The 22,294-nt window shown below is 63.7% G+C and carries 26 protein-coding genes; 18 read left to right on the top strand and 8 right to left on the bottom strand.

Annotated elements, in window-relative coordinates:
* From paaB to paaY, 12 genes are all read left to right on the top strand, one after another.
* Complete coding sequence (paaB, locus tag ACJ8KE_RS02530; RefSeq protein WP_004935173.1) at window positions 1-288, top strand: 1,2-phenylacetyl-CoA epoxidase subunit PaaB; 288 nt, start codon at window positions 1-3, stop codon at window positions 286-288.
* 8 nt (window positions 289-296) lie between these two features.
* Complete coding sequence (paaC, locus tag ACJ8KE_RS02525; protein WP_016927195.1) at window positions 297-1,055, top strand: 1,2-phenylacetyl-CoA epoxidase subunit PaaC; 759 nt, start codon at window positions 297-299, stop codon at window positions 1,053-1,055.
* 9 nt (window positions 1,056-1,064) lie between these two features.
* Window positions 1,065-1,562, top strand: a complete 498-nt coding sequence (gene paaD, locus ACJ8KE_RS02520) for a 1,2-phenylacetyl-CoA epoxidase subunit PaaD (RefSeq protein WP_016927194.1) — start codon at window positions 1,065-1,067, stop codon at window positions 1,560-1,562.
* 13 nt (window positions 1,563-1,575) lie between these two features.
* Entirely contained in the window at window positions 1,576-2,634 is a 1,059-nt protein-coding gene (gene paaE, locus ACJ8KE_RS02515; protein WP_016927193.1) for a 1,2-phenylacetyl-CoA epoxidase subunit PaaE, read from the top strand.
* Between the two features lie 8 nt (window positions 2,635-2,642).
* Entirely contained in the window at window positions 2,643-3,416 is a 774-nt protein-coding gene (gene paaF, locus ACJ8KE_RS02510) for a 2,3-dehydroadipyl-CoA hydratase PaaF (protein ID WP_016927192.1), read from the top strand.
* A 3-nt stretch (window positions 3,417-3,419) separates the two neighbouring features.
* Window positions 3,420-4,211 (top strand): 2-(1,2-epoxy-1,2-dihydrophenyl)acetyl-CoA isomerase PaaG, encoded by a 792-nt coding sequence (gene paaG / locus ACJ8KE_RS02505; RefSeq protein WP_015378353.1) that lies wholly within the window; start codon window positions 3,420-3,422, stop codon window positions 4,209-4,211.
* 2 nt (window positions 4,212-4,213) lie between these two features.
* Window positions 4,214-5,746, top strand: a complete 1,533-nt coding sequence (locus tag ACJ8KE_RS02500) for a 3-hydroxyacyl-CoA dehydrogenase (RefSeq protein WP_261104788.1) — start codon at window positions 4,214-4,216, stop codon at window positions 5,744-5,746.
* Window positions 5,743-6,183 (top strand): hydroxyphenylacetyl-CoA thioesterase PaaI, encoded by a 441-nt coding sequence (gene paaI, locus ACJ8KE_RS02495; protein ID WP_079449876.1) that lies wholly within the window; start codon window positions 5,743-5,745, stop codon window positions 6,181-6,183. The genes ACJ8KE_RS02500 and paaI overlap by 4 nt, the downstream gene beginning before the upstream one ends.
* Window positions 6,180-7,385, top strand: coding sequence for a 3-oxoadipyl-CoA thiolase (pcaF, locus tag ACJ8KE_RS02490; RefSeq protein ID WP_097101777.1), 1,206 nt, complete (start codon window positions 6,180-6,182; stop codon window positions 7,383-7,385). Before paaI ends, pcaF begins: the two co-directional genes overlap by 4 nt.
* A 15-nt stretch (window positions 7,386-7,400) precedes the next feature.
* Entirely contained in the window at window positions 7,401-8,708 is a 1,308-nt protein-coding gene (gene paaK / locus ACJ8KE_RS02485; protein WP_016927188.1) for a phenylacetate--CoA ligase PaaK, read from the top strand.
* A 78-nt stretch (window positions 8,709-8,786) separates the two neighbouring features.
* The gene (gene paaX, locus ACJ8KE_RS02480) at window positions 8,787-9,725 is read left to right on the top strand and encodes a phenylacetic acid degradation operon negative regulatory protein PaaX (protein ID WP_097101775.1); all 939 of its coding nucleotides are present in this window, start codon (window positions 8,787-8,789) and stop codon (window positions 9,723-9,725) included.
* 12 nt (window positions 9,726-9,737) lie between these two features.
* Window positions 9,738-10,334: a phenylacetic acid degradation protein PaaY gene (gene paaY, locus ACJ8KE_RS02475; RefSeq protein WP_016927186.1), complete on the top strand. Its 597-nt coding sequence runs from the start codon at window positions 9,738-9,740 to the stop codon at window positions 10,332-10,334.
* Window positions 10,335-10,373: 39 nt separating this feature from the next.
* On the opposite strand, the gene ACJ8KE_RS02470 is transcribed toward paaY, so the two are convergent.
* From ACJ8KE_RS02470 to ACJ8KE_RS02450, 5 genes are all read right to left on the bottom strand, one after another.
* Window positions 10,374-11,771, bottom strand: coding sequence for an amino acid permease (locus tag ACJ8KE_RS02470; protein ID WP_123867495.1), 1,398 nt, complete (start codon window positions 11,769-11,771; stop codon window positions 10,374-10,376).
* A gap of 20 nt (window positions 11,772-11,791) precedes the next feature.
* A complete protein-coding gene (locus tag ACJ8KE_RS02465) occupies window positions 11,792-12,979 on the bottom strand; it encodes an amino acid aminotransferase (protein WP_110147141.1) in 1,188 nt (395 codons plus the stop codon).
* Window positions 12,980-13,037: 58 nt separating this feature from the next.
* Complete coding sequence (locus ACJ8KE_RS02460; protein ID WP_033639957.1) at window positions 13,038-13,409, bottom strand: RidA family protein; 372 nt, start codon at window positions 13,407-13,409, stop codon at window positions 13,038-13,040.
* 1 nt (window position 13,410) lies between these two features.
* Window positions 13,411-14,208 carry an alpha/beta hydrolase gene (locus ACJ8KE_RS02455; RefSeq protein ID WP_110147142.1) on the bottom strand — a complete coding sequence of 266 codons (798 nt, stop codon included), beginning with the start codon at window positions 14,206-14,208 and terminating at the stop codon, window positions 13,411-13,413.
* 147 nt (window positions 14,209-14,355) lie between these two features.
* Window positions 14,356-15,267, bottom strand: coding sequence for a LysR family transcriptional regulator (locus ACJ8KE_RS02450; RefSeq protein WP_079449881.1), 912 nt, complete (start codon window positions 15,265-15,267; stop codon window positions 14,356-14,358).
* A 98-nt stretch (window positions 15,268-15,365) separates the two neighbouring features.
* Here ACJ8KE_RS02450 and ACJ8KE_RS02445 point away from each other — a divergent pair, with 98 nt between their 5' ends.
* Complete coding sequence (locus ACJ8KE_RS02445; protein WP_143778272.1) at window positions 15,366-15,983, top strand: glutathione S-transferase family protein; 618 nt, start codon at window positions 15,366-15,368, stop codon at window positions 15,981-15,983.
* Window positions 15,984-15,987: 4 nt separating this feature from the next.
* Complete coding sequence (locus ACJ8KE_RS02440; protein ID WP_016927179.1) at window positions 15,988-16,902, top strand: pyridoxamine 5'-phosphate oxidase family protein; 915 nt, start codon at window positions 15,988-15,990, stop codon at window positions 16,900-16,902.
* Between the two features lie 37 nt (window positions 16,903-16,939).
* Here ACJ8KE_RS02440 and ACJ8KE_RS02435 read toward each other — a convergent pair whose 3' ends face one another.
* Window positions 16,940-17,155, bottom strand: a complete 216-nt coding sequence (locus ACJ8KE_RS02435; RefSeq protein ID WP_004935234.1) for a glycogen synthase — start codon at window positions 17,153-17,155, stop codon at window positions 16,940-16,942.
* A gap of 214 nt (window positions 17,156-17,369) precedes the next feature.
* Here ACJ8KE_RS02435 and gabD point away from each other — a divergent pair, with 214 nt between their 5' ends.
* From gabD to ACJ8KE_RS02420, 3 genes are all read left to right on the top strand, one after another.
* Window positions 17,370-18,845: an NADP-dependent succinate-semialdehyde dehydrogenase gene (gene gabD / locus ACJ8KE_RS02430; RefSeq protein ID WP_110147143.1), complete on the top strand. Its 1,476-nt coding sequence runs from the start codon at window positions 17,370-17,372 to the stop codon at window positions 18,843-18,845.
* Between the two features lie 85 nt (window positions 18,846-18,930).
* Window positions 18,931-19,344: a GyrI-like domain-containing protein gene (locus tag ACJ8KE_RS02425; RefSeq protein WP_016927177.1), complete on the top strand. Its 414-nt coding sequence runs from the start codon at window positions 18,931-18,933 to the stop codon at window positions 19,342-19,344.
* A 22-nt stretch (window positions 19,345-19,366) separates the two neighbouring features.
* A complete protein-coding gene (locus ACJ8KE_RS02420) occupies window positions 19,367-19,735 on the top strand; it encodes a glyoxalase/bleomycin resistance/extradiol dioxygenase family protein (RefSeq protein WP_025159860.1) in 369 nt (122 codons plus the stop codon).
* 6 nt (window positions 19,736-19,741) lie between these two features.
* Here the strand turns inward: ACJ8KE_RS02420 and ACJ8KE_RS02415 are convergent, their stop codons facing one another.
* The gene (locus tag ACJ8KE_RS02415; protein WP_317006364.1) at window positions 19,742-20,137 is read right to left on the bottom strand and encodes a (R)-mandelonitrile lyase; all 396 of its coding nucleotides are present in this window, start codon (window positions 20,135-20,137) and stop codon (window positions 19,742-19,744) included.
* A 173-nt stretch (window positions 20,138-20,310) separates the two neighbouring features.
* Between ACJ8KE_RS02415 and ACJ8KE_RS02410 the strand changes: the two genes are divergently transcribed.
* Window positions 20,311-21,204: a LysR family transcriptional regulator gene (locus tag ACJ8KE_RS02410; protein WP_016927175.1), complete on the top strand. Its 894-nt coding sequence runs from the start codon at window positions 20,311-20,313 to the stop codon at window positions 21,202-21,204.
* Here ACJ8KE_RS02410 and ACJ8KE_RS02405 read toward each other — a convergent pair.
* Entirely contained in the window at window positions 21,201-22,190 is a 990-nt protein-coding gene (locus ACJ8KE_RS02405; protein WP_015378370.1) for an aldo/keto reductase, read from the bottom strand. The genes ACJ8KE_RS02410 and ACJ8KE_RS02405 overlap by 4 nt on opposite strands.
* Window positions 22,191-22,294 lie beyond the last annotated feature (104 nt).

Below are 22,294 nucleotides of genomic sequence, written 5' to 3'. Positions count from 1 at the left end.
ATGAGCCACGTTGAATGGCCGCTGTATGAAGTGTTTATCCGCAGCAAACAAGGGCTGGCGCATCGCCACGTCGGCAGCCTGCACGCCGCCGACGACCAAATGGCGCTGGAAAACGCCCGCGACGCCTACACGCGCCGTAATGAAGGCTGCTCGATTTGGGTGGTGCAATCCCGCCATCTGATCGCCTCGCAGCCGGAAGACCGCGGCGCCTTCTTCGATCCGTCCGAAGACAAGATCTACCGTCATCCGACGTTTTACACCATTCCCGACGGCATCAAGAACATGTAGAGGCGACCATGACGGTTAACGATCCGCGCATCAGCTATTTGCTCCGCCAGGGCGACACGCCTTTGATCCTCGCCCAGCGTCTGTGCGCCTGGTGCGGCCACGCGCCCGAGCTGGAAATCGATCTGGCGTTGGCCAACATCGGGCTCGATCTGCTCGGCCAGGCGCGCAACTTCCTGAGCTACGCCGCCGAACTGGCCGGGCCGCCCTGCAGCGAAGACAGCCTGGCCTTCGGCCGCGACGAACGCCAGTTTCATAACCTGTTGCTGGCGGAACAGCCGAACGGCGGTTTCAACGACACGTTGGTGCGCCAGTTCCTGCTCGACGTCTACCACGTGCAGCTGCATCAGGCGTTGAGCCGCAGCGGCGATGCGCAGATCGCCGCCATCGCCGCCAAGTCATTGAAGGAGGCCGATTACCACCTGCGCTTCAGCCGCGGCTGGATGATCCGCCTCGGCGACGGCAACGACATCAGCCACCGCAAGATCCAGCAGTCGCTGGATAACCTGTGGCGCTTCACCGCCGAGCTGTTCCACGCCGACGCGCTGGAGCTTGAGCTGGCGGAACAGGGCATCGCCGTCGATCCGCGCCAGCTGCAGGCTCCCTGGCAAGCGCAGGTGGAGGAGACGCTGCGCCAGGCGACGTTGACGCTGCCCGCCGAGCAGGCGTTCCGGCACGGCGGCAAACAAGGCCGACACAGTGAACACCTCGGCCCGCTGCTGGCGGAGATGCAGTTCCTGCAACGCGCCTATCCAAACGGCCAATGGTAGGAGGCTGCGATGAACGTCACTCGTTTGCAACCCGCTGAAATCCCGCAGATTTGGCACTGTCTGCAACAGATCAGCGATCCCGAGCTGCCGGTGCTGTCGATCACCGATTTGGGCATGGTGCGCAACGTGGCCCGCGACGGCAGCGGCTGGCGCGTGACCTTCACCCCAACCTATTCCGGCTGCCCGGCCACCGAATTTCTGCTCAACGCCATTGAGCAGCGGCTGACGGCCGCCGGCTTCAGCCCGGTGCAGGTGGACATCCGTCTCAGCCCGGCCTGGACCACTGATTGGATGAACGCCGACGCCCGCGAGCGGCTGCGGCAATACGGCGTAGCGCCGCCGCAGGGCCACACCTGCGATCGGCCGCATGCCCACGGCCCGGTAGCCTGCCCGCGCTGCGGCAGCACCCACAGCGAGAAGATCAGCGAGTTCGGCTCCACCGCCTGTAAAGCGCTGTACCGCTGTTGCGACTGCCGGGAACCGTTCGACTATTTCAAATGCATATAGGAGCGCTGACACCATGACGGTCTTTCATCGCCTGAGCGTCGCCGCCATCGAGCGCGAAACGCCGGACGCCGTAGCCATCACCCTGCGGGTGCCCGAAGAGCTGCAAAACCAATACCGCTATACCCCCGGCCAGCACCTGACGCTCAAGGCGCTAGTCAACGGCGAAGAACTGCGGCGTTGCTATTCCATCTGCAGTTCGCCGCAGGAAGGCCTGCTGCAGATCGGCGTAAAAGCGATTGATCAGGGCCGTTTCTCCGGCTTCGTCAACCGCATGCTGAAAGTCGGCGATGCGCTGGAAGTGATGGTGCCGCAGGGGCGCTTCGGCTATCAGCCGCAGGCGGAGCGCCGCGGCAACTACCTGGCGATCGCCGCCGGCTCCGGCATCACACCGATGCTGTCGATCATCAAGGCAACGCTGCAGTTCGAACCGGGCAGCAGGTTCACCCTGATCTACGGCAACCGCAACAGCCGTTCGATGATGTTCAAAGAGGCGCTGTCGGATCTGAAAAACCGCTACCCGCAGCGTTTTCAGCCGCTGTACCTGTTCAGCCAAGAGAGCCTCGACAGCCCGCTGCTCAGCGGCCGCATAGACCGTGAACGCCTGGCGGCGATCGGCGGCGCGCTGCTGGATTTCCGCGACTATGACCACGCCTTTATCTGCGGGCCGGAATCGATGATGGACGACGCGCAGACCGTGCTGGAGCAGGCCGGCGTACCGGCCAATCACATCCACAGCGAACGCTTCAACACCAGCGGCCTGGTCACCCGCCCGCGCCACAGCGGCGATCGCAACGCCACCCGGGTGGCGATCCTGCTCGACGGCCGCCGGTTGGATATCGAGGTCGGCGAACAGGACGACAGCATTCTCGATGCCGCGCTGCGCCAGGGTGCCGATCTGCCCTACGCCTGCAAAGGCGGCGTGTGCGCCACCTGCAAATGCCGTCTCAAGGCCGGCCAGGTGGAGATGGGCGTCAACTACAGCCTGGAGCCGGATCAGTTGGCGGCGGGCTATGTATTGAGCTGCCAGTCGTGGCCGAAAGGCGACGGCGTGGTGTTGGACTTCGACGTCTAGGAGCCGCGATGGACACCCCCTTTATTTTGCATCAGCAGCAACACCGCGTGGTCACGCTGACGCTGCATCGCCCGGAGGCGCGTAATGCCCTGAGCACGCCGTGTCTGGAACAGCTGGTTGCCCGGCTGGAGCAGGCCGACGCCGACAGCGGCGTGGGCGCCGTGGTGATCGCCGGCGCGGCGCGCTTCTTCGCCGCCGGCGCCGATCTGCGCGAACTGCAACAGCAGGATCTGCCGGCCACGCTGGCGGATCGCCGTCCGCAGCTGTGGCAACGGCTGACGCAGTTCAGCAAACCGCTGCTGGCGGCGGTGAACGGTTATGCCCTGGGCGCCGGCTGCGAGCTGGCGCTGGCCTGCGACATCGTCATCGGCGGCGAAAGCGCCCGCTTCGGCCTGCCGGAGATCACCCTCGGCCTGATGCCGGGCGCCGGGGGCACCCAGCGTCTGATCCGCTGCGTCGGCAAGGCGCGCGCCAGCCAGATGGTACTGACCGGCGAAGCCATCGACGCCCGCACCGCGCTGCAGGCCGGCCTGATCAGCGAAGTATGTGTCGATGCCCTGACGCTGGAGCGCACGCAGCAGATTGCCGATCGCATCAGCCGCCAGGCGCCGCTGGCGCTGCGCGCCGCCAAACAGGCGCTGAAACAGGCCGAGGAAATCGGCCTTAGCCAGGGGCTGGCGATGGAGCGTCAGCAATTTGTCACCCTGGCCGCCACCGACGATCGCCGCGAAGGCATCGCCGCCTTTTTCGAAAAACGTACGCCAAACTATCAGGGGCGCTGATTTATGGATAACGCATTGATTCTCAGCCATCTCGACGCCGGCGTGTTGACGCTGACCCTCAACCGGCCGGATCGGCTCAACAGCTTTAACGACGAGATGCATCGCCAGCTGAGCGAAGCGCTGACGCAAGCCGAGCGCGACGACAGCGTGCGCTGCCTGCTGATCGCCGGTGCCGGGCGCGGTTTCTGCGCCGGGCAGGATCTCAACGATCGCAACGTCAGCGCCGATCAACAGGCGCCGGATCTCGGCCTGTCGGTCGAACGTTTCTACAACCCCCTGATCCGCCGCCTGACCGCCCTGCCGAAACCGGTGGTATGCGCAGTCAACGGCGTGGCGGCCGGCGCCGGCGCCGCGCTGGCCCTGGCGTGCGATATCGTCATCGCCGCCGACAACGCCGGCTTTATTCAGTCGTTCTGCCGTCTGGGGTTGGTGCCTGATTCCGGCGGCAGTTGGTTCCTGCCGCGGCTGGCCGGCCACGCCCGCGCGATGGGCATGGCCTTGCTGGGTGACAAAATCAGCGCTCAACAGGCGCTGGAGTGGGGCATGATCTGGCAGGTGGTGCCGGCGGATGAATTGGCCGACCGCACGCAAACGCTGGCGCGCCATCTGGCCACCCAGCCGACCTACGGTTTGGGGCTAATCAAGAAAGCCATCTACAGCTCGGCCACCAACAGCCTCGATCAACAGCTCGATCTGGAACGCGATCTGCAGCGATTGGGGGGCCGCAGCGACGACTATCGCGAAGGCGTCAGCGCATTCTTCGCCAAACGCACGCCAAATTTCAGCGGGAAATAGCCATGAACGCGCCCCTTCTTAATGGCCAGGTGGCGGTGATCGGCGCCGGCACCATGGGCATCGGCATCGCCCAGGTGGCCGCCGCCGCCGGCCACCCGGTACGGCTGTTCGATATCGCGCCCGCCGCCGCCCAGCGCGCGATCGACGAACTCGCTCGCCGCCTGCGGCAGCGGGTCGACGGCGGCAAGGCCGACGTAAACGCCACCGAGGCGCTGCTGGCGCGCCTCGAACGCGCCGACTCGCTCGAGCAACTGGCCGACTGCGCGCTGGTGATTGAAGCGGTGGCGGAAAATCTGGCGATCAAGCAGAGCCTGTTCCGCGATCTGGAAGCGGTCTGCTCGCCCACGGCGCTGTTCGCCAGCAATACCTCCTCGCTGTCAATCACCGCCATCGCCGGCGCCTTGCAACACCCGGCGCGCATGGCCGGGCTGCACTTCTTCAACCCGGCGCCGCTGATGAAGCTGGTGGAGATCGTCAGCGGTCTGGAAACCGGGGCCGAGACCCTCGCCGCGCTGCAGGCCCTGGCGCAGCGCTGGGGTAAGCAGAGCGTCGTGTGCCGCTCGACGCCGGGATTCATCGTCAACCGCGTGGCGCGGCCATTCTACGCCGAAACCCTGCGCGCGCTGGAGGAACGGGTGGCCGACGCCGCCACCCTGGATGCAGTCATGCGCGACGCCGGCGGCTTCGCCATGGGCCCGCTGCAGTTGACCGATCTGATCGGCCAGGACGTCAATTACGCCGTGACCGACTCGGTGTATCAGGCCTTCTACCAGGATCCGCGCTTCACCCCCTCACTGGTGCAGCAGGAGCTGGTGGCCGCCGGACATCTCGGCCGCAAATCCGGCCGCGGCTTCTACCGCTACGACGCGCAACGCCCCGCCGCAGAGATGATCGCCTTTGCGCCGCCGGCGCAGGCCGCGCCGCCGCAACGCGTCACGCTGCACGGCGACTGGTCTTCGCTGGCCGATTTGGCGGAACTGTTGATCGAAAATGCGGGGGCGATCAAACAACCTGGCCAGACCAGCCCGTACCTCACGATCGACGACGTTACACTGATGTTAACCAATGGTAAAACCGCCGGCCAACTGGCCGACGAACGTGGAACGCCCGTGGTGCTGTTCGATCTCTGTGCCGACTATGCGCATGCCTCCGCCATCGCCATCAGCTGCGCGGCGCAAAACGGCGCGCAACACAATGCCAACGCGATTCGCCTGCTGCAGTCCCTCGGCAAGCAGGTCATTCAACTGCCGGATTATCCCGGCCTGCTGACGATGCGCACTCTGGCCATGCTGGCCAACGAAGCGCTCGACGTGGTGAACAAAGGCGTCGCCGGCGCCGAAGATACCGATCTGGCGATGCTGCGCGGTGTCAACTATCCGCGCGGCCCGCTGGCCTGGGGCGCCGCACTCGGCTGGTGCCACATTCTGACAACGCTGGAAAACCTGCAACGCTATTACGGCGAAGCGCGCTATCGCCCGATGCCGCTGCTGCGCCGCTACGCTTCCCCCGCCTCTTTCTCAGGAGCCGAACGATGAACGCCAATACGCCGCGCGCGCTGGCTCAGCGCTGCGCCGAACAGATGTTCCAGCAAGATACCTGCGCTCAGGCGATGGGGATGCATATCGACGCCGTCGACGCCGGGTACGCTCAGGTCAGCATGACCGTCGGCCCGCAGATGCTCAATGGCCACCAGACCTGCCACGGCGGCCAGCTGTTCAGCCTGGCGGACACCGCCTTCGCCTACGCCTGCAACAGCCAGGGGTTGGCGGCGGTGGCCTCCGGCTGCAGCATCGACTTCGTCCGCCCGGCGCTGGCCGGCGATCGCCTCACCGCCAGCGCGGCGGTGCGCCACCAGGGCAAAGCCACCGGGCTGTACGACGTCGAGATCGTTAACCAACTGGGCAAAACCGTCGCCTGGTTCCGTGGCCGCGCGCACCGCCTCGGTCACAGCATTTTAGGAGATCGGGCATGAATCAGGCATTTATCTGCGACGGCGTGCGCACCCCGATCGGCCGCTATGGCGGCGCGCTGGCCCAGGTGCGCGCCGACGACCTCGCCGCCCTGCCGCTGCGCGTGCTGCTGGAGCGCTATCCACAGGTGGATTGGGCGCAGCTGGACGATGTGATCCTCGGCTGCGCCAACCAGGCCGGGGAAGACAACCGCAATCTGGCGCGCATGGCGCTGCTGCTGGCCGGATTGCCGGTCGGCGTTTCCGGCACTACGGTGAACCGCCTGTGCGGTTCGGGCCTGGATGCGCTGGCGATGGCGGCGCGCAGCATCAGGGCCGGCGACGCCGGGCTGCTGCTGGCCGGCGGCGCGGAATCGATGACCCGCGCGCCGCTGGTGATGGGCAAGGCCGACAGCGCCTTCAGCCGCCAGGCGCAGCTGTACGACACCACCCTCGGCTGGCGCTTCGTCAATCCGCGGATGCAGGCCGAGTTCGGCACCGATTCGATGCCGGAGACCGCCGAAAACGTCGCGGCGCAGTTCAATATCAGCCGCGCCGATCAGGACGCCTTTGCGCTGCGCAGCCAGCAGCGCGCCGCCCGGGCGCAGGCGCTGGGCCACCTGGCGCAGGAGATAGCCCCGGTCAGCCTCACCGGTAAAAAAGGCGCGGTCACCCTGTTCAGCCAGGATGAACACCCGCGCGCCGACACCACCTTCGAGCAACTGCAGGCGCTGAAAACCCCGTTCCGTCAGCCCGGCAGCGTCACCGCCGGCAACGCCTCGGGCCTGAACGACGGCGCGGCGGCGCTGATCGTCGCCTCCGAAGCGATGGCGGCGCGCCAGGGGCTGACACCGCGCGCGCGCATCCTTGCCACCGCCACCTGCGGCGTGGAGCCGCGCCTGATGGGCATCGGCCCGCTGCCGGCCACCCGCAAGGTGCTGGAGATCGCCGGGCTGAGCCTGGCGCAGATGGACGTCATCGAACTGAACGAAGCGTTCGCCGCCCAGGCGTTGGCGGTGATGCGCCAGCTTGGCCTGCCGGACGATGCCCCGCAGGTTAACCCCAACGGCGGCGCGATCGCTCTGGGGCACCCGCTGGGCATGAGCGGCGCGCGCCTGGCGCTGGCCGCCCTGTTTGAACTGGAACGGCGAGCCGGCCGCTATGCGCTTTGCACCATGTGCATCGGCGTCGGCCAAGGCATCGCCATGATCATTGAGCGTGTCTGACCCCTGAGGCTAACCATGACAATAAATCCACAGCCCCTCGAAACGATCGAATTCGCCTCGCGCGATGAGATTGAAGCGTTGCAGTTGGCGCGTCTGAAGTGGACGCTGCACCACGCCTACGACAATGTGCCGATGTACAAACGCAAATTCGACCAGGCCGGCGTACACCCCGACGATCTCAAACAGCTGAGCGATCTGGCGCGCTTCCCCTACACCACCAAGCAGGATCTGCGCGACAACTACCCGTTCGACACCTTCGCAGTGCCGATGGAGCAGGTGGTGCGCATCCACGCCTCCTCGGGTACCACCGGCCGCCCGACGGTGGTCGGTTACACCCAGCGCGACATCGATAATTGGGCCGATATCGTCGCCCGCTGCCTGCGCGCCGGCGGCGCCACCGCCAAAGACAAGGTGCACGTCGCCTACGGCTACGGCCTGTTCACCGGCGGCCTGGGCGCGCACTACGGCGCGGAGCGGCTCGGCGCGACGGTGATCCCGATGTCCGGCGGCCAGACGGAACGCCAGGCGCAGCTGATCCTCGACTTCAAACCCGACATCATCATGGTGACGCCGTCCTATTGCCTGACGCTGATCGACGAACTGGAACGCAAAATGGGCGGCGACGCACGCGGCTGCTCGCTGCGGCTCGGCGTGTTCGGCGCCGAACCCTGGACCGAAGCCCTGCGCCACGAAATCGAAACCCGCATGGGCATCAAGGCGCTGGATATTTACGGCCTGTCGGAAGTGATGGGGCCGGGCGTGGCGATGGAGTGTCTGGAAAGCGGCGGCGGCCCCACCATCTGGGAAGACCACTTCCTGCCGGAGATCATCTGTCCGGAGACCGGCATCGCCCTGCCGGACGGCGAACACGGCGAACTGGTGTTCACCACCCTGACCAAAGAGGCGCTGCCGGTGATCCGCTACCGCACCCGCGATCTCACCCGGCTGCTGCCGGGCGACGCGCGCCAGATGCGCCGCATGGGCAAGATCACCGGCCGCTCCGACGACATGCTGATCATCCGCGGCGTCAACGTCTTCCCGTCGCAGGTGGAAGAACAGATCATGCAGTTCGAGCAGCTGTCGCCGCACTATCAACTGCAGGTCAGCCGCAGCGGGCATCTGGACACGCTGGCGGTGCGCGTCGAGCTGAAAGAATCGGCGCTCAGCCTCAGCCATCAGCAGCGTTGCGATATCTGCCACCAGCTGCGCCATCACATTAAATCGATCGTGGGCGTCAGCACCGACGTCAGCATCGCCAACTGCGGCGATATTCCGCGCTCGGAAGGCAAGGCGCAGCGCGTGGTCGATCTGCGGCCGCGCTGAGGCGCACGGCGTCACGGATGACGCCGCCCCAAATTATGTTAATGTTGTGGCTCATCGAAGGCTAACCCATGGAAAAATATGGAACATAAACTGGATGAGTTCATTCGCCATGCCGTCGACGCCCAGCCGATCAGCGGCACGTCGCTGATCATTTCGCTGTACGGCGACGCGCTCAGCCACCGCGGCGGCGAAGTGTGGCTCGGCAGCCTGAGCGCGCTGCTGGAGGCCTTCGGTTTCGGCGATCGTTTCGTGCGCACCTCGGTGTTCCGCCTGCAAAAAGAAGGTTGGCTGGCGGTGGAGAAAATCGGCCGCCGCAGCTTCTACCGCGTGACCGAGCAGGGAATGCGCCAGTTCCGCCACGCCGAATCGAAGATCTATCTGCGCGAGCAGCCCGCTTGGGACGGCAAGTGGGAGCTGTTGCTGCTGGAATGCGCCGAAAAAAACGCGCGTGCGCGGCTGAAAAAAGAGCTGGGCTGGCTCGGGTTCGGGCAAATCGCCAACAATCTGATGGCCGCCCCCACCCATGCGCAAACCGACGTGACGGCGCTGCTCGGCGAACTGAACGCCAGCGAGCAGGTGATCTACTTTCGCGCCGATTACCCCTATAACCGCTCCGAGCAAACCCTGCAGAAACTGGTGGCCGACTGTTGGTCGCTCAGCGACGTGGCGGCCGGCTATCACGAGTTTATCGTCTCCTTCCGGCCGCTGATGGCGCTGCTGCGCGAAGTCGACCCGGCGGCGCTGACGCCGCTGCGCTGCTTCCAGATTAAGCTATTATTGATTCACTTCTTCCGTCGCGTGGTGTTGAAAGATCCGTTGCTGCCGGACGCGCTGCTGCCCGCGCAGTGGGAGGGCCAGATCGCCCGCAACCTGTGCATCAATCTCTATCAGCAGGTCGATCGCGCCGCGACGGAATACGTCAGCGCGCTGGCGGAGACCACCATCGGCGCCCTGCCCGCGCCGGCCGCCGGCTACTATCGGCGCTTCGGCGGCCTGCCGCGCGACCCTGCATATTAAGGAACTCACGCTATGCCTGTGTATCAGATTGACGGCCTGACGCCGGTCGTTGACCCCAGCAGTTACGTGCACCCGACCGCGGTGCTGATCGGCGACGTGATCGTCGGCAAGCACGTGTATATCGGCCCGAACGCCAGCCTGCGCGGCGATTTTGGCCGCCTGGTGATCTGCGACGGCGCCAACATTCAGGACAACTGCGTGATGCACGGCTTCCCGCAGCAGGACACGGTGGTGGAAGAAGACGGCCATATCGGCCACGGCGCCATCCTGCACGGCTGCCGCATTCGCCGCAACGCGATGGTGGGCATGAACGCGGTGGTGATGGACGGTGCGGAGATCGGCGAGAACACCATCGTCGGCGCGATGGCGTTCGTCAAAGCCGCGGCGGTGATCGAAGCCAACAAGCTGGTGGTCGGCAGCCCGGCGCGCGTGCTGCGCGATCTGACCGAACAGGAGCTGGCCTGGAAGATCGCCGGCACCCGCGAGTATCAGGATCTGGTGCAGCGCTGCAAATCCTCGCTGCACGAAGTGGCGCCGCTGGCCGAAATCGAACCGGGCCGTCAACGCCTGAGTTTCGGCGACCACCTGATCCCGAAAAGCCAGCTGTAGTCACAAGGGCTGAAGGCGCGCCTCAGCCCCTCCCCCGCATTACTTCACTTCCGGCGCCTTGAGCGGCGACGGCTCAGCCGCGCGGCGGCTCTGGAAGTGATAAGCCACCACCAGCAACAGGGTGAACGGAATACCGAACCACAACGTCATGCGGAAAAATTCGGTAAACGCGGTCGAGATCATCAACGCCGCCATCAGCCCGGCGCCCAGCAAGGTGGTATAGGGAAAGCCCCACATGCGAAATTTCAGGTGGGTCTGCCGATGCCGGCGGCGGAAGAACAGGTGGGTGACGAAAATCATCAGCCAGGTAAAGCAGGCGCCATACACCGAGATAGACATCATGGCGGCGAACGAGGTTTCCGGCGCCACCAGGCTCAGCACGATAGACACCACGATACCGATGCACGACATCGCCAGTGCATTGACCGGAATACCGCGCCGGCTGATGCGCCCCAACGCCGCCGGCGCCTGCCCGGCGCGCGACAGCGAGAACATCATGCGAGTGGTGATATACAGCTGGCTATTCATTGCCGACAGCGCCGCCACCAGCACGATAAAGTTGAAAATACCGGCGGCGGCGGGCAGATGGATCACGTTCATCGCCATCAGGAACGGGCTTTCGCCGGTGCCGGACTGGCGCCAGGGCACGATGGCCAGCATCAGGGCGATCGACAGCATGTAGAAGATGAACAGCCGCACGATGGTGCCCTTGAACGCCGCCTTCACCGCAATCACCGGATTCTTGGCCTCGCCGGCGGCCACCGCGATCATTTCAATGCTCAGGTAGCTGAAGATGGACACGATCACGGCGAACCACATGCCCTTGACGCCAAACGGCATAAAGCCGCCGGCGGTCAGGTTGCGCAGGCCGTAGGCCGGGTTGCCCGAGAACGCCAAAATGCCGATGCCGATCAGAATAAACGCCACGATCGCCGTCACTTTGACGGTGGACAGCGCGTATTCCACCTGGCCGAACGATTTCACGCCGATCACGTTAACAACGATCACCGCCGCCGAGAACAGCAGCACCCACGGCCAGGTCGGCGTCGCCGGGAACCAGAACTGCATGTACATGCCGATGGCGGTGACTTCGGTGCCCACCGCCAGCACCACGCAAGACCAGTAAGAATAACGCACCAGAAAACCGAACAGCGGGCCGAGATAAAATTCGGCATAGTCGCCGAACGAGCCGGGCGTCGGGTGTTCGGAGGTCATTTCCGCCAGGCTGCCCATCAGCAGCAGCGCAATGACGCCGCCGATCAGGTAGCTCAACAATACCGACGGCCCCGCCATCTGAATGGCGTAGGCGCTGCCAAGAAACAGCCCGGTGCCGATGGCGCCGCCGATCGCCAGCATCGACATCTGTCCGGCGGTAAGATGCTTGTTCAACCCGCCCTGGCGGCGGGCGATATGCTCAAAATCATTCATCTGTGGCATGGCTGTGCTCCCGGGCGGAGTTAGGCGGTACGGGTGACGTCGAGAATGGCGGCGGTCACGTAGTCAATGTTGCCGGGATTGAGCCCCGGCAAGCACATGCGGCCGGGTGAGACCAGATAGATGGCGTAGCGCTGTCGCAGAGTCTGCAGCTGCGCTTCATTCAGGCCGGTATAGCTGAACATGCCGCGCTGATCGCGTATGCGCCGATGATCCAGCGAAGAACCGCCCTGCGCCAGGCCGGCGGCCAGCTGTTCACGCATTTGCTTGATGCGCACGCGCATTTCCGCCAGCTCATCGCGCCAAAGCTCGCCGAGTTCGGCATCGCCAAGCAGGGTTTCCACGATCTGGCTGCCGTGCGTCGGCGGGCAGGAATAGCTGCGGCGGATCAGCGTTTTTAACGCCCCTTTGACGTTGACGGCGTTTTCCGCATCGGCGCAGCGCACCGACAGCGCGCCCAGACGCTGGCCGTACAGCGCGACGTTTTTGGAAAACGAGTTGCAGACCAAAAATGGCAGATCGGTTTTCAGCGCTTCGCGCAACGCAAAGCAGTCCTCCTCCAGCCCGTCGCCGAAGCCCTGATAGGCGATGTCGAACAGCGGCAGCAGGTTGCGTCGCTGCAGCACGGCGAGCGTGGCGCGCCACTGCTCCGCCGTCAGATCGGTGCCGGTCGGGTTATGGCAACAAGGATGCAACAGGACCACGCTGCCGGGCGGCAGGCTGTCCAACGCGTCGAGCATGGCGGCGAAACGCAGGCCGCCCGCCGCTTCATCAAAGTAGGGATAGGTATTCACCCGCAGCCCGGCGCCTTCGAAAATCGCCCAGTGATTGGCCCAGGTGGGATCGGACACCCAAATTTCACCGCGCGCCAGAAAGTGGCGCAAAAAATCCGCCGCCAGCTTCAACGCGCCGGAGCCGCCGACGGTCTGCACCGTGGCGATCTCGGCCGCCTGTTGCTCACCAAACAGCAGCGTCTGCACCTGGCGAGCGAACTGCGGCGAACCTTCGATCGGCGGATAACCGTGCGGGCGACGCAGCGCCAGCAACCGCTGCTCGGCGGCCTCAACCGCCTGCATCAGCGGAATATTCCCCTGTCGGTCGTAATACAGCCCAATGCCTAAATTCACTTTTTTCGGATTGGGATCCTGCAAATAGGCTTCCATGAGCGACATAATAGGATCGGCGGCGGAAGGTGTAATCTGTTTAAACATGACTCATCCTTAACTCGTTATTGAATTAATATTAAGACTGACTTAAGAAGAAATTAAATCAGGCGATGGCGCTGACGGTAATTTCTATTTTCATTCCCGGCACCACCAATTTTTCGACAATGACCGTGGAGCGATTGGGATAAGGATAATTAAAGTATTTCCGGTAAATATCATCGAGTAATTTAACGTCATTGACGTCGGTGAGATACACGATCACCTGCAGAACCTTATCGCTGTGGCTGCCCGCCGCCTTCAGCGTCTGCGCCAGATTATCGAAGGTCAGCGTAATCTGTCGCTCCGGCGCGCCGGTGTCGATGCTGCCGTCCGCCCGCACCGGGCCGTGAGCGGTAAACAGCATGCCGCCGCCCCGGGTGGCCCAGGAAAAAGGCTGGCCGATCTCCGGCAGCCCGGTTTCTACGATCTCGCGCATGTCAGTGGTTCCCGTGGTGGTTAAGTTGGCGAAGCAGCGCGCCGTCGGCGGCGAACAACGCATCCAGAATGGTAAAATGATTGGCGCCGGGTACCGCGACCAGGTCGGCCGGCAGCCCGCGTTGACGCAGCGCCGCATGATAGTGTTGCGACTGACCTCTCAGTTCCGGCAGCTCCAATGCGCCGTAATACAGCGTAAGCGGCTTGCCGCGCGTCGGCAGGCGGCGCGCCGGGCTGAGCGTTTCAATTTGCCGCGCGCTCAGCTGCAGCGCCCGATTGACATAGCTTTGTTGCAGCGGCGCCAGCTCGAACAGGCCGCTGATGGGAAAGACAGCATCCACCAACGCATGCTGCTGCCAGAACGCCGCCAGATGCCCGCCGGCGGAATGGCCGCACAGATAAACCGGATGGGCATAGTGCGGCGGCAGGCGGCGCTGAATGGCATTCAACGCCACCCCGATCTGTCGGCATATTTCGTCAAGATCCACCGCCGGCGCGAGCGCATATTCCACCAGCACCACGTCAAAACCCAACGCCAACGGTTCGGCGGCGATAAAGGCAAAATCCGCCTTATCGCAGAATTGCCAATAGCCGCCGTGAATAAAAATTAACGTCCCCTGGTGCTGCTTTGCAGAATAGAGCCAATCAAATGTTTCGCGTTCGCCGTTGCCATAAGCAATATTATTTTCATGGCGCGTCTGTTTATAAACAGCCGCGCTGCGAGTTTGAAATGAAGTCAAAATAGCCGCTTCATTATCCACCGTGGCGCCGTTGTCATAACTCCCCGCAAGTGGTTTCATATATTAAACTTCGTTTATTATTTAAGATGTAAATTAACTATTAGCACCGCCAAAATTATTGTCAAGACGGGCGCACCAGCAATGCGCGCCCGGTAAAATAAAACCTGCAGAATAATGAAAAAGTTTAACCCATGAAACTTTTTGCGTTTATTTCCCCCGCCCGTCCGGCTGAATTTGCGGCAAGGCGCTGAGCCGTTCAAATGCATAATCCCAAAAGGCGCGCACCTTCAGCGGCATGCGTTGCGCCTGCTGCGCCACCAGCTGTACCGGCATTGGCAACGGCTCATGATCCGTCAACAGCCGCACCAGCGTACCGGCGGCCAAATCGTCCGCCACCTGATAAGAGAGCAACCGGGCGATGCCCTTGCCGGCGCGCACCGCCAGCAGCTGCGCTTCCACATCATTCAGCAACAGCCGGGGAGCCAATCGCACCCGTTCGCCGTTTTCCTGCGGGCCGAAGCGCCATTCGCGCAGCGACGGCCGCTGGGTGCCGACGATGGTGGCGTGCTCCGCCAGCTGCGCCGGCGATCGCGGTTCACCGCAGCGCGCCAGGTAATCCGGGCTGGCGACCGTCACCCGGCTGACCTGCCCCAGCCGCCGCGCCACGCGGGAAGAGTCCTGCAGATGACCGATGCGCACCGCGATATCCAACCCTTCGTCAATCAGATCGAGATTGCGATCGTTCAACACCATTTCGATCTGCATCTGCGGGTAGTCATCGAGAAACGCCATCACCACCGGCGCCACGTAGCGGCGGCCGAACTGCACCGGCGAAGTAACGCGCAGCAAACCGCTCAGCTGCGCTTCGGCGGTATCCTGCACCACCGCCTGATAATCCTGCAGCAGCTGTTGCGCGCGTTCCAACAGCCGCATACCCGCTTCGGTGGGGGCCAGCCGTCGGGTGGTGCGCTCCACCAGCCGGGTGCCAAAACGCTGTTCCAGCGCGGCGATGGCCCGGGTGATCGCCGGCGCCGAACGCCGCAGTTTGCGCCCGGCCGCCGCTAGGCTGCCTTGCTGCACCACCGCCACGAAGATGGCCAACTCGTCTAGCCGATCCATAGATTCTTCCGAAAAGTGAAATTATCAATTTCCACATTGCCGTATTCCGCTCACTCAGCGCAAGAGTATGCTGACAAAAAGCACTGAGGAGAAACGCCATGTCCGCCATCACTCTCTACGGCACCCCGCTTTCCGGCCACGTTCACCGCGTAGCGTTGCTGCTGCGCATGCTGGCGCTGCCCTATGAATGGGTCGAAGCCTCGGCGGAGGTGCGGCAGAGCGCAGCCTTTCGCCGGCTCAACCCGTTAGGCCAGATCCCGGTCTTGCAGGACGGCGATCTGACGCTGGCCGACAGCAACGCCATTCTGGTCTATCTGGTGAAACGCTATGCGCCGGACAGCCACTGGCTGCCGGAACAGCCGGCCGCGGCAGCGCGAGTGCAAGCCTGGCTTTCCAAAGCCGCCGGTGAAGTTCGCTACGGCCCGGCCTCTTGCCGACTGATCGCCCAATTCGCCGTGCCGGAGGATTATCAGGCGGCGCGGGCGATCAGCGATCGTTTCCTGCCGCAGATGGAACAGCACCTGAGCGAGCGCGACTACCTGGCCACCGAACACCCGACCATCGCCGATCTGGCCTGCCACAGCTACGTGGCGGTCGCGGCCGAAGGCGGCATTTCGCTGGCGCCTTACCCTGCGATACGCCGCTGGACGGCGCGCATCGCGGCGCTTCCCGGTTTCTTCGCCATGCCGGCCCTGCCGGCGCCGGCGGGGAGCTGACGCCATGATCCCGCAACTGTTCCATCCCGACGAGCTGCGCGCGCAGACGCTGGCCGGGTTTGGCGGCGTAGGCGGCGGCATCTATCCCGCGATGCCGGATCAGCACCGCGCGTTTTTCGCCGCGCTGCCCTACCTGTTCGTCGCCACGCTGGATGAACAAGGCTGGCCGATCGCCACCCTGTTCACCGGCCCGCCCGGATTTTTACGCGCGCCGGACGACACGCATTTACGCATCAGCGCGCCGCGTCGCAGCGACGATCCCGCCCAGGCGCTGTTGCTGCCCGGCAAACCGATCGGCGCGCTCGGGCTCGACTTCAGCAACCGGCGACGCAACCGCGCCAACGGCACCGTCGGCCGCACCGACAAAAACCGGGTGGAGATCGTCGTTCAACAAAGCTTCGGTAACTGCCCGCAGTACATTCAGCGCCGCGAACTCTACCCGGTGGACAGCCGGCCACAGCCGGTTGAGCATTTAGCCTCGCTGGATGCGGCGGCACAGGCGCTGATCCGCGCCGCGGATACCAGCTTCGTTGCCAGCTGCGCGCACCTGGCACTGACGCAGGGCGGCGTCGATATTTCTCATCGCGGCGGCCGCCCCGGCTTTATCCACCTGGAAGGTGACACGCTGTGGATGCCGGACTTTCGCGGCAACCGCTATATGAACACGCTGGGCAATCTGCTGGCCGAACCGCGGGCGGCGCTGCTGTTCATCGATTTTGAACGCGGCGACGTGCTGCATCTGCAGGGGGAAACACAAATCCTCTGGCAAGCGGAGGGGCATCCCGCCGTTGAAGGCGCAGAACGCTATTGGCGGTTTGACGTTCGTCGCGCCTGGCGTTTTACGGCAGCGTTGCCGTGGCGGGGGCGCAATCTGGAGTATTCGCCGGCGACGCTGGCGACCGGGGTGTGGCAGCGCTGAAATGAAAAGCCCCGCTGCGGCGGGGCTGGATCGGAAATTACAGGCTGTGTTCGGCCGCCGATGCGGCCTGATAAAGCTGACGAAAATAATTCAACCGCGCAAAGAACAGGCGGCTTTGCTGCTCCGACATATTGCCGGCCACCTGCCCGGCGTCAATCTGCCGCCCTTGCCATTCCATCAGAGCGATGCTCGACGCCAAAAAATCCATTTCGCTGCCGTAGGCCGCGAGATGTCTGTCCACTGATTTCATCATTCGCACACTCCTTTTAATTACATCGAAAAGGGTCATATGCCTGCTCTTTCAGTATCGGCCCGGCGGAGGATATTTTTTGTACAGAAGGTGCGCATAAAGAAAACGATCATCTTGTTGCCGCGCGGGCAAACGGCGGCGGCAAAATTTGCTAGGGTAAAGAGTAGCCGTATGGGATAGACCACTCTGTTGAACTCAGCAAAGAAGGAAGAGACTCATGAGCACCAGCATCTGCGCTACCCTCAAGGACCCCACGCTGTTCCGCGAGGCCAATTACATCGACGGGCAATGGTTGCCGGCCAAAGCAGGCCACGCGATCGCCATCCATAACCCCGCCAACGGCGAGCTGGTTGGCCATGTGCCGGCCTTCGGCGCCGAAGAAACCGCGCGCGCCATCGCCGCCGCCAAGAAGGCGCTGCCCGCCTGGCGTGCGCTGACCGCCAAAGAGCGCGCCGGCAAACTGCGGCGGCTGTTTGAGCTGATGATGGAAAATCAGGAGGATCTGGCGCGCATCATGACGGCGGAACAGGGTAAACCGCTGGCTGAAAGCCGCGGTGAGATCGCCTATGCCGCCTCCTTTATCGAATGGTTCGCCGAGGAAGGCAAGCGGGTCTACGGCGACACCATTCCACAACCGCAGGCCGGTCGTCGCATCATCGTGCAAAAAGAGCCGATCGGCGTGTTCGCCGCCATCACCCCGTGGAACTTCCCGGCGGCGATGATCACCCGCAAAGCCGGCCCCGGCTGGGCGGCGGGCTGTACCGGGGTGATCCGCCCCGCCAGCCAGACCCCGTTCTCGGCGCTGGCGATCGCCGTGCTGGCGGAGCGCGCCGGGCTGCCCGCCGGGGTGTGCAACGTGATCACCGGCCCCAGCAAAGGCATCGGCGGCGAGCTCACCGCCAACCCGGACGTGCGTAAACTCTCCTTCACCGGCAGCACCGAAGTCGGCGCGCAGCTGCTGGCCCAGTGTGCGCCCACCATCAAGAAAACCAGCATGGAGCTGGGTGGCAACGCGCCGTTTATCGTGTTCGACGACGCCGATCTGGACGCCGCCGTGGCCGGCGCGGTCGCCTCGAAATACCGCAATGCCGGCCAGACCTGCGTCTGCACCAACCGTTTTCTGGTGCAGGACGGCGTGTACGACGCCTTCGCCGCCAAACTGAAAGCCGCCGTCGCCAAGCTGAAAGTCGGCAACGGCCTGGATGACGGCGTCACCATCGGCCCGTTGATTAACCCGGACGCGGTGGAGAAAGTGCGCGAGCATATCGCCGACGCCGTCGAGCACGGCGCCTCGGTGCTGCTGGGCGGCAAGCCTGACGCGCTGGGCGGCAATTTCTTCACCCCGACCATCCTGACCGACGTGCCGCGCACGGCAAAAATCTTCCGCGAGGAAACCTTCGGCCCGGTGGCGCCCCTGATCCGCTTCAGCCAGGAGGCCGACGCCGTCGAGATGGCCAACGACACGCCGTTCGGCCTGGCCGCTTACTTCTACAGCCGCGACATCGGCCGGGTGATGCGCGTGGCCGAAGCGCTGGAGTACGGTATCGTCGGCATCAACGAAGGGTTGATCTCCACCGAGGTGGCGCCGTTCGGCGGCATGAAACACTCCGGTTTGGGCCGCGAAGGCTCAAAATACGGCATCGAGGACTATCTCGAAATCAAATACCTGTGCCTTGGCGGCGTGGATGCCTGATGTGAGGGGCCCCCGCGCCTGCGGGGGCCCTGCCTGGCGTTTGCTACCTTTAGGCATCTTTCTGCGGTTAAAAGGGATTGTCTCTATGCGGCCCATCTCGGTACATCTGCCCGGCTTTTACGTCGCCGGCCAAACAGTCAGAACCACCAACCAGAACGAAACCCAAGCCGAAACGGCAAAGATTCCCGCGCTGTGGTCGGATTTTTTCGCTACCTCACCCGCCCTGCCGGTATACGGGGTCTATTCCAATTACGCTTCCGACGCCAGCGGGCCGTTTGACGTCACCGCCGGCAGTGAGGCACAGAGCGGTTTACACATCCAACCCGGCCGCTATCTGGTCTTCCCCGCCCGTGGCGCGATGCCGGCGGCGGTCATCGCAAGCTGGCAGCGCATCTGGGCCTACTTCGAACAACACCCTGAGATCGAACGCCGCTTCCTGACCGACTTCGAAGCCTATACCGGCCCCGACGCGGTCGATATCCACATCGGCTGCCGCTAACGCGACAATGAGGTCAACGATGATCGCCTTCTCGCCCGCCATTCCGATCCTGCGTATCTTTTCGGTCGACAAGGCCAAAGAGTTTTACCTGGATTTTCTCGGTTTCACGCTGGAATGGGAGCACCGTTTCAGCGAAGACCTGCCGCTGTACATGCAGATTGCCCGCGCCGGGCTGACGCTGCACCTGAGCGAACACTACGGCGACAGCACGCCCGGCGCCGCCATTTTCATTCCGATGCAGGACATCGATGCGCTGCACCGGGAGCTCACGGCCAAAAACTACCGCTATGCACGGCCGGGCCTGGAGATTGTCGATTGGGGCAAGGAACTGAACCTCACCGATCCGTTCGGCAACCGCCTGCGGTTCTGCGAACAGAACCGCAGGTCCTGAGCGCCGTTATTGCCGGTACTCCGCCTCGCTGACCGGCTCCAGCCAGGTCACCGGAGTGCCGTCCAGCGCTTCGGCGATGGCGATATGAGTCATGGCGGTGTCCGGCGTCGCACCGTGCCAGTGTTTGACGCCAGCCGGGATCCAGACGATATCGCCGGGGTGCATTTCCTGCGTGGCCTCGCCCCACATCTGGATCCAACCGCGTCCCTGAGTGACGATCAGCGTCTGGCCGAGCGGATGCGTATGCCAGGCCGTGCGGGCGCCGGGCTCAAAGGTGACGGTTGCGCCGCCCACTCTGGCCGGCGCTTCGCCAGCGAACGGCGCGTCGATGCGCACCTGCCCGGTAAAATAATCCGCCGAACCGCGCTGTGATGTGATCGAACCGCTGCGTTGTATTTTCATCTGTTTTATCCTCCGCGCCGGCTCTCACAACCGGCGCTGATAGTCATAAGTGAGTGATGCCAAGATAGCGCCATGCTTTTCCGCCGACTAGCGGGTAAAATGCGCAAGGAGCTATGAGCTAAATTCATAAATCTACGCGCGGCCGCGCCCTAACCTTGCTCTTCGGTGCCGATATGTTGAAAGAAAACGTTAACGACCTGATCGCTTTCCTGATGGTGGCCAGAGAACGCAGCTTCACCAAAGCGGCGGCGCAGCTTGGCGTTTCCCAATCGGCGCTCAGCCACGCTATACGCGGGCTGGAAGAGCGCCTGGCGCTGCGCTTGCTCACGCGCACCACCCGCAGTGTCGCCCCTACCGAGGCCGGTGAGCGGCTGCTCAACAGCATCGGTCCGCGCTTTGCGGAGATAGAAAACGCGCTGAACGCGCTGGGTGAAATGCGCGATCGCCCGGCCGGCAACATCCGCATTACCGCCGGCGAACATGCGGTGGATGCGGTGCTGTGGCCGGTGCTGCGCACTTTCCTCATCGATTACCCGGACATCAACGTGGAAATCACCGTCGACAATAGTCTGGCCGACATCGTCGTCGGGCGTTTCGACGCCGGCATCCGGCTGGGGGAACAGGTGGCGAAGGACATGATCGCGGTGCGCATCGGGCCGGACATGCGCATGGTGGCCGTCGCCTCACCCGCCTATTTCGCCCGTCACGGCCTCCCCGCCACGCCGCAGGCATTGCAAAACCACCGTTGCATCAACATGCGTTTGCCCACCCTCGGCGGGCTGTACGCCTGGGAATTTGCCCGCGATGGCCGGGAGATCAAAGTACGTGTGGAGGGGCAACTGACCTTCAACAGCCTGCGCCAGCGGATCGACGCTGCGCAGCTCGGCCTCGGTATCGCCTTTGTGCCGGAAGACAGCGTCGCCGAGCCGTTGGCCGACGGGCGGTTGCAGATGGCGCTGGACGACTGGTGCCCGCCGTTTCCCGGTTATTACCTCTATTATCCAAGCCGCAGGCAACACACCACCGCCTTTGCGCTGCTGATTGAGGCGTTGCGGCGCGGGGCTTAACGCCCGACGTTTTTCTGCAGATGCGCCGGGTAACGATCGCCGATCACGTCGATAGCGGAGAGCGCGCGCTCAATCTCGCCCAGTTCGTCCGCCGCCAACACCACCGACGCCGCCGCGAGGTTCTCTTGCAGCCGATGACGCTTGGTGGTTCCCGGGATTGGCACGATCCACGGCTGTTGCGCCAACAGCCAGGCCAAGGCGATCTGCGCCGACGTCACGCCCTTGCGCTGCGCTATCTGCCCCAGCACGCTCACCAGCGCCTGATTGGCCCGGCGCGCTTCGGCGCTGAAGCGCGGCACCAGGTTGCGAAAATCGCCGCTGTCAAAGGCGGTGTCTTCGGTAATGGCGCCGGTGAGAAAGCCCTTGCCGAGCGGGCTGAACGGCACCAGACCGATGCCCAGTTCCGCCAGCGTCGGCAAGATTTCACGCTCCGGCTCGCGCCACCATAGCGAATATTCGCTTTGCAGCGCCGTAATCGGCTGCACCGCATGGGCTCGCCGGATGGTTTGCGCTCCGGCTTCCGACAAGCCGAAGTACTTCACTTTCCCTTCGCGAATCAGTTGCTGCACCGTACCGGCCACCTCCTCGATAGGCACTTCGGGATCGACGCGATGTTGATACAGCAAATCGATCGTCTCTACCCGCAGGCGCTTCAACGAACCTTCCACCGCCCGGCGAATATGCTCCGGACGGCTGTTCAACACCTGTTGCCCCGCCGGCTGCGGCAGATCGAAACCGAACTTGGTGGCGATGACGACCCGATCGCGCACCGGCGCCAGCGCTTCGCCCAACAATTCCTCGTTGGTGAACGGACCATAAATCTCGGCGGTATCGAAGAACGTCACGCCCTCGTCAACCGCGGCGCGGATCAGATCGATCGCCTGCCGTTTGTCGGTGGCCGGGCCGTAGCCAAAACTCAGCCCCATACAGCCCAGACCCAACGCCGATACTTCCAGCCCTTCTCGCCCTAACTTGCGTGTTTGCATCTTCACTCTCCCACTGAATGATACCGGCTCCGCCTGACGCGGCGCCGCTCCGGTGTGGTGACTGTAAAAGGCGGCTGCCGCCATGACTATGGGGCAAAATACGC

It is taken from the genome of Serratia sp. CY56464 (assembly GCF_052168435.1).
Lineage (GTDB): Bacteria > Pseudomonadota > Gammaproteobacteria > Enterobacterales > Enterobacteriaceae > Serratia > Serratia marcescens.
Note: the sequence above shows the minus strand (reverse complement) of the source record. Positions and strands in the feature narration are given on the sequence as shown.

Bases quoted from the DNA above. Each gene is read 5' to 3' on its own strand.
- gabD (WP_110147143.1), top strand. From the start codon at position 17,370: ATGAGCACCAGCATCTGCGCTACCCTCAAGGACCCCACGCTGTTCCGC.
- ACJ8KE_RS02455 (WP_110147142.1), bottom strand. From the start codon at position 14,208: ATGAAACCACTTGCGGGGAGTTATGACAACGGCGCCACGGTGGATAAT.
- paaK (WP_016927188.1), top strand. From the start codon at position 7,401: ATGACAATAAATCCACAGCCCCTCGAAACGATCGAATTCGCCTCGCGC.
- ACJ8KE_RS02440 (WP_016927179.1), top strand. From the start codon at position 15,988: ATGATCCCGCAACTGTTCCATCCCGACGAGCTGCGCGCGCAGACGCTG.
- ACJ8KE_RS02410 (WP_016927175.1), top strand. From the start codon at position 20,311: ATGTTGAAAGAAAACGTTAACGACCTGATCGCTTTCCTGATGGTGGCC.
- paaI (WP_079449876.1), top strand. From the start codon at position 5,743: ATGAACGCCAATACGCCGCGCGCGCTGGCTCAGCGCTGCGCCGAACAG.
- ACJ8KE_RS02465 (WP_110147141.1), bottom strand. From the start codon at position 12,979: ATGTTTAAACAGATTACACCTTCCGCCGCCGATCCTATTATGTCGCTC.
- ACJ8KE_RS02500 (WP_261104788.1), top strand. From the start codon at position 4,214: ATGAACGCGCCCCTTCTTAATGGCCAGGTGGCGGTGATCGGCGCCGGC.
- paaD (WP_016927194.1), top strand. From the start codon at position 1,065: ATGAACGTCACTCGTTTGCAACCCGCTGAAATCCCGCAGATTTGGCAC.
- paaX (WP_097101775.1), top strand. From the start codon at position 8,787: ATGGAACATAAACTGGATGAGTTCATTCGCCATGCCGTCGACGCCCAG.
- ACJ8KE_RS02415 (WP_317006364.1), bottom strand. From the start codon at position 20,137: ATGAAAATACAACGCAGCGGTTCGATCACATCACAGCGCGGTTCGGCG.
- paaG (WP_015378353.1), top strand. From the start codon at position 3,420: ATGGATAACGCATTGATTCTCAGCCATCTCGACGCCGGCGTGTTGACG.
- ACJ8KE_RS02435 (WP_004935234.1), bottom strand. From the start codon at position 17,155: ATGATGAAATCAGTGGACAGACATCTCGCGGCCTACGGCAGCGAAATG.
- paaC (WP_016927195.1), top strand. From the start codon at position 297: ATGACGGTTAACGATCCGCGCATCAGCTATTTGCTCCGCCAGGGCGAC.
- ACJ8KE_RS02405 (WP_015378370.1), bottom strand. From the start codon at position 22,190: ATGCAAACACGCAAGTTAGGGCGAGAAGGGCTGGAAGTATCGGCGTTG.
- paaE (WP_016927193.1), top strand. From the start codon at position 1,576: ATGACGGTCTTTCATCGCCTGAGCGTCGCCGCCATCGAGCGCGAAACG.
- paaB (WP_004935173.1), top strand. From the start codon at position 1: ATGAGCCACGTTGAATGGCCGCTGTATGAAGTGTTTATCCGCAGCAAA.
- pcaF (WP_097101777.1), top strand. From the start codon at position 6,180: ATGAATCAGGCATTTATCTGCGACGGCGTGCGCACCCCGATCGGCCGC.
- ACJ8KE_RS02460 (WP_033639957.1), bottom strand. From the start codon at position 13,409: ATGCGCGAGATCGTAGAAACCGGGCTGCCGGAGATCGGCCAGCCTTTT.
- paaF (WP_016927192.1), top strand. From the start codon at position 2,643: ATGGACACCCCCTTTATTTTGCATCAGCAGCAACACCGCGTGGTCACG.
- ACJ8KE_RS02450 (WP_079449881.1), bottom strand. From the start codon at position 15,267: ATGGATCGGCTAGACGAGTTGGCCATCTTCGTGGCGGTGGTGCAGCAA.
- ACJ8KE_RS02425 (WP_016927177.1), top strand. From the start codon at position 18,931: ATGCGGCCCATCTCGGTACATCTGCCCGGCTTTTACGTCGCCGGCCAA.
- ACJ8KE_RS02470 (WP_123867495.1), bottom strand. From the start codon at position 11,771: ATGCCACAGATGAATGATTTTGAGCATATCGCCCGCCGCCAGGGCGGG.
- paaY (WP_016927186.1), top strand. From the start codon at position 9,738: ATGCCTGTGTATCAGATTGACGGCCTGACGCCGGTCGTTGACCCCAGC.
- ACJ8KE_RS02445 (WP_143778272.1), top strand. From the start codon at position 15,366: ATGTCCGCCATCACTCTCTACGGCACCCCGCTTTCCGGCCACGTTCAC.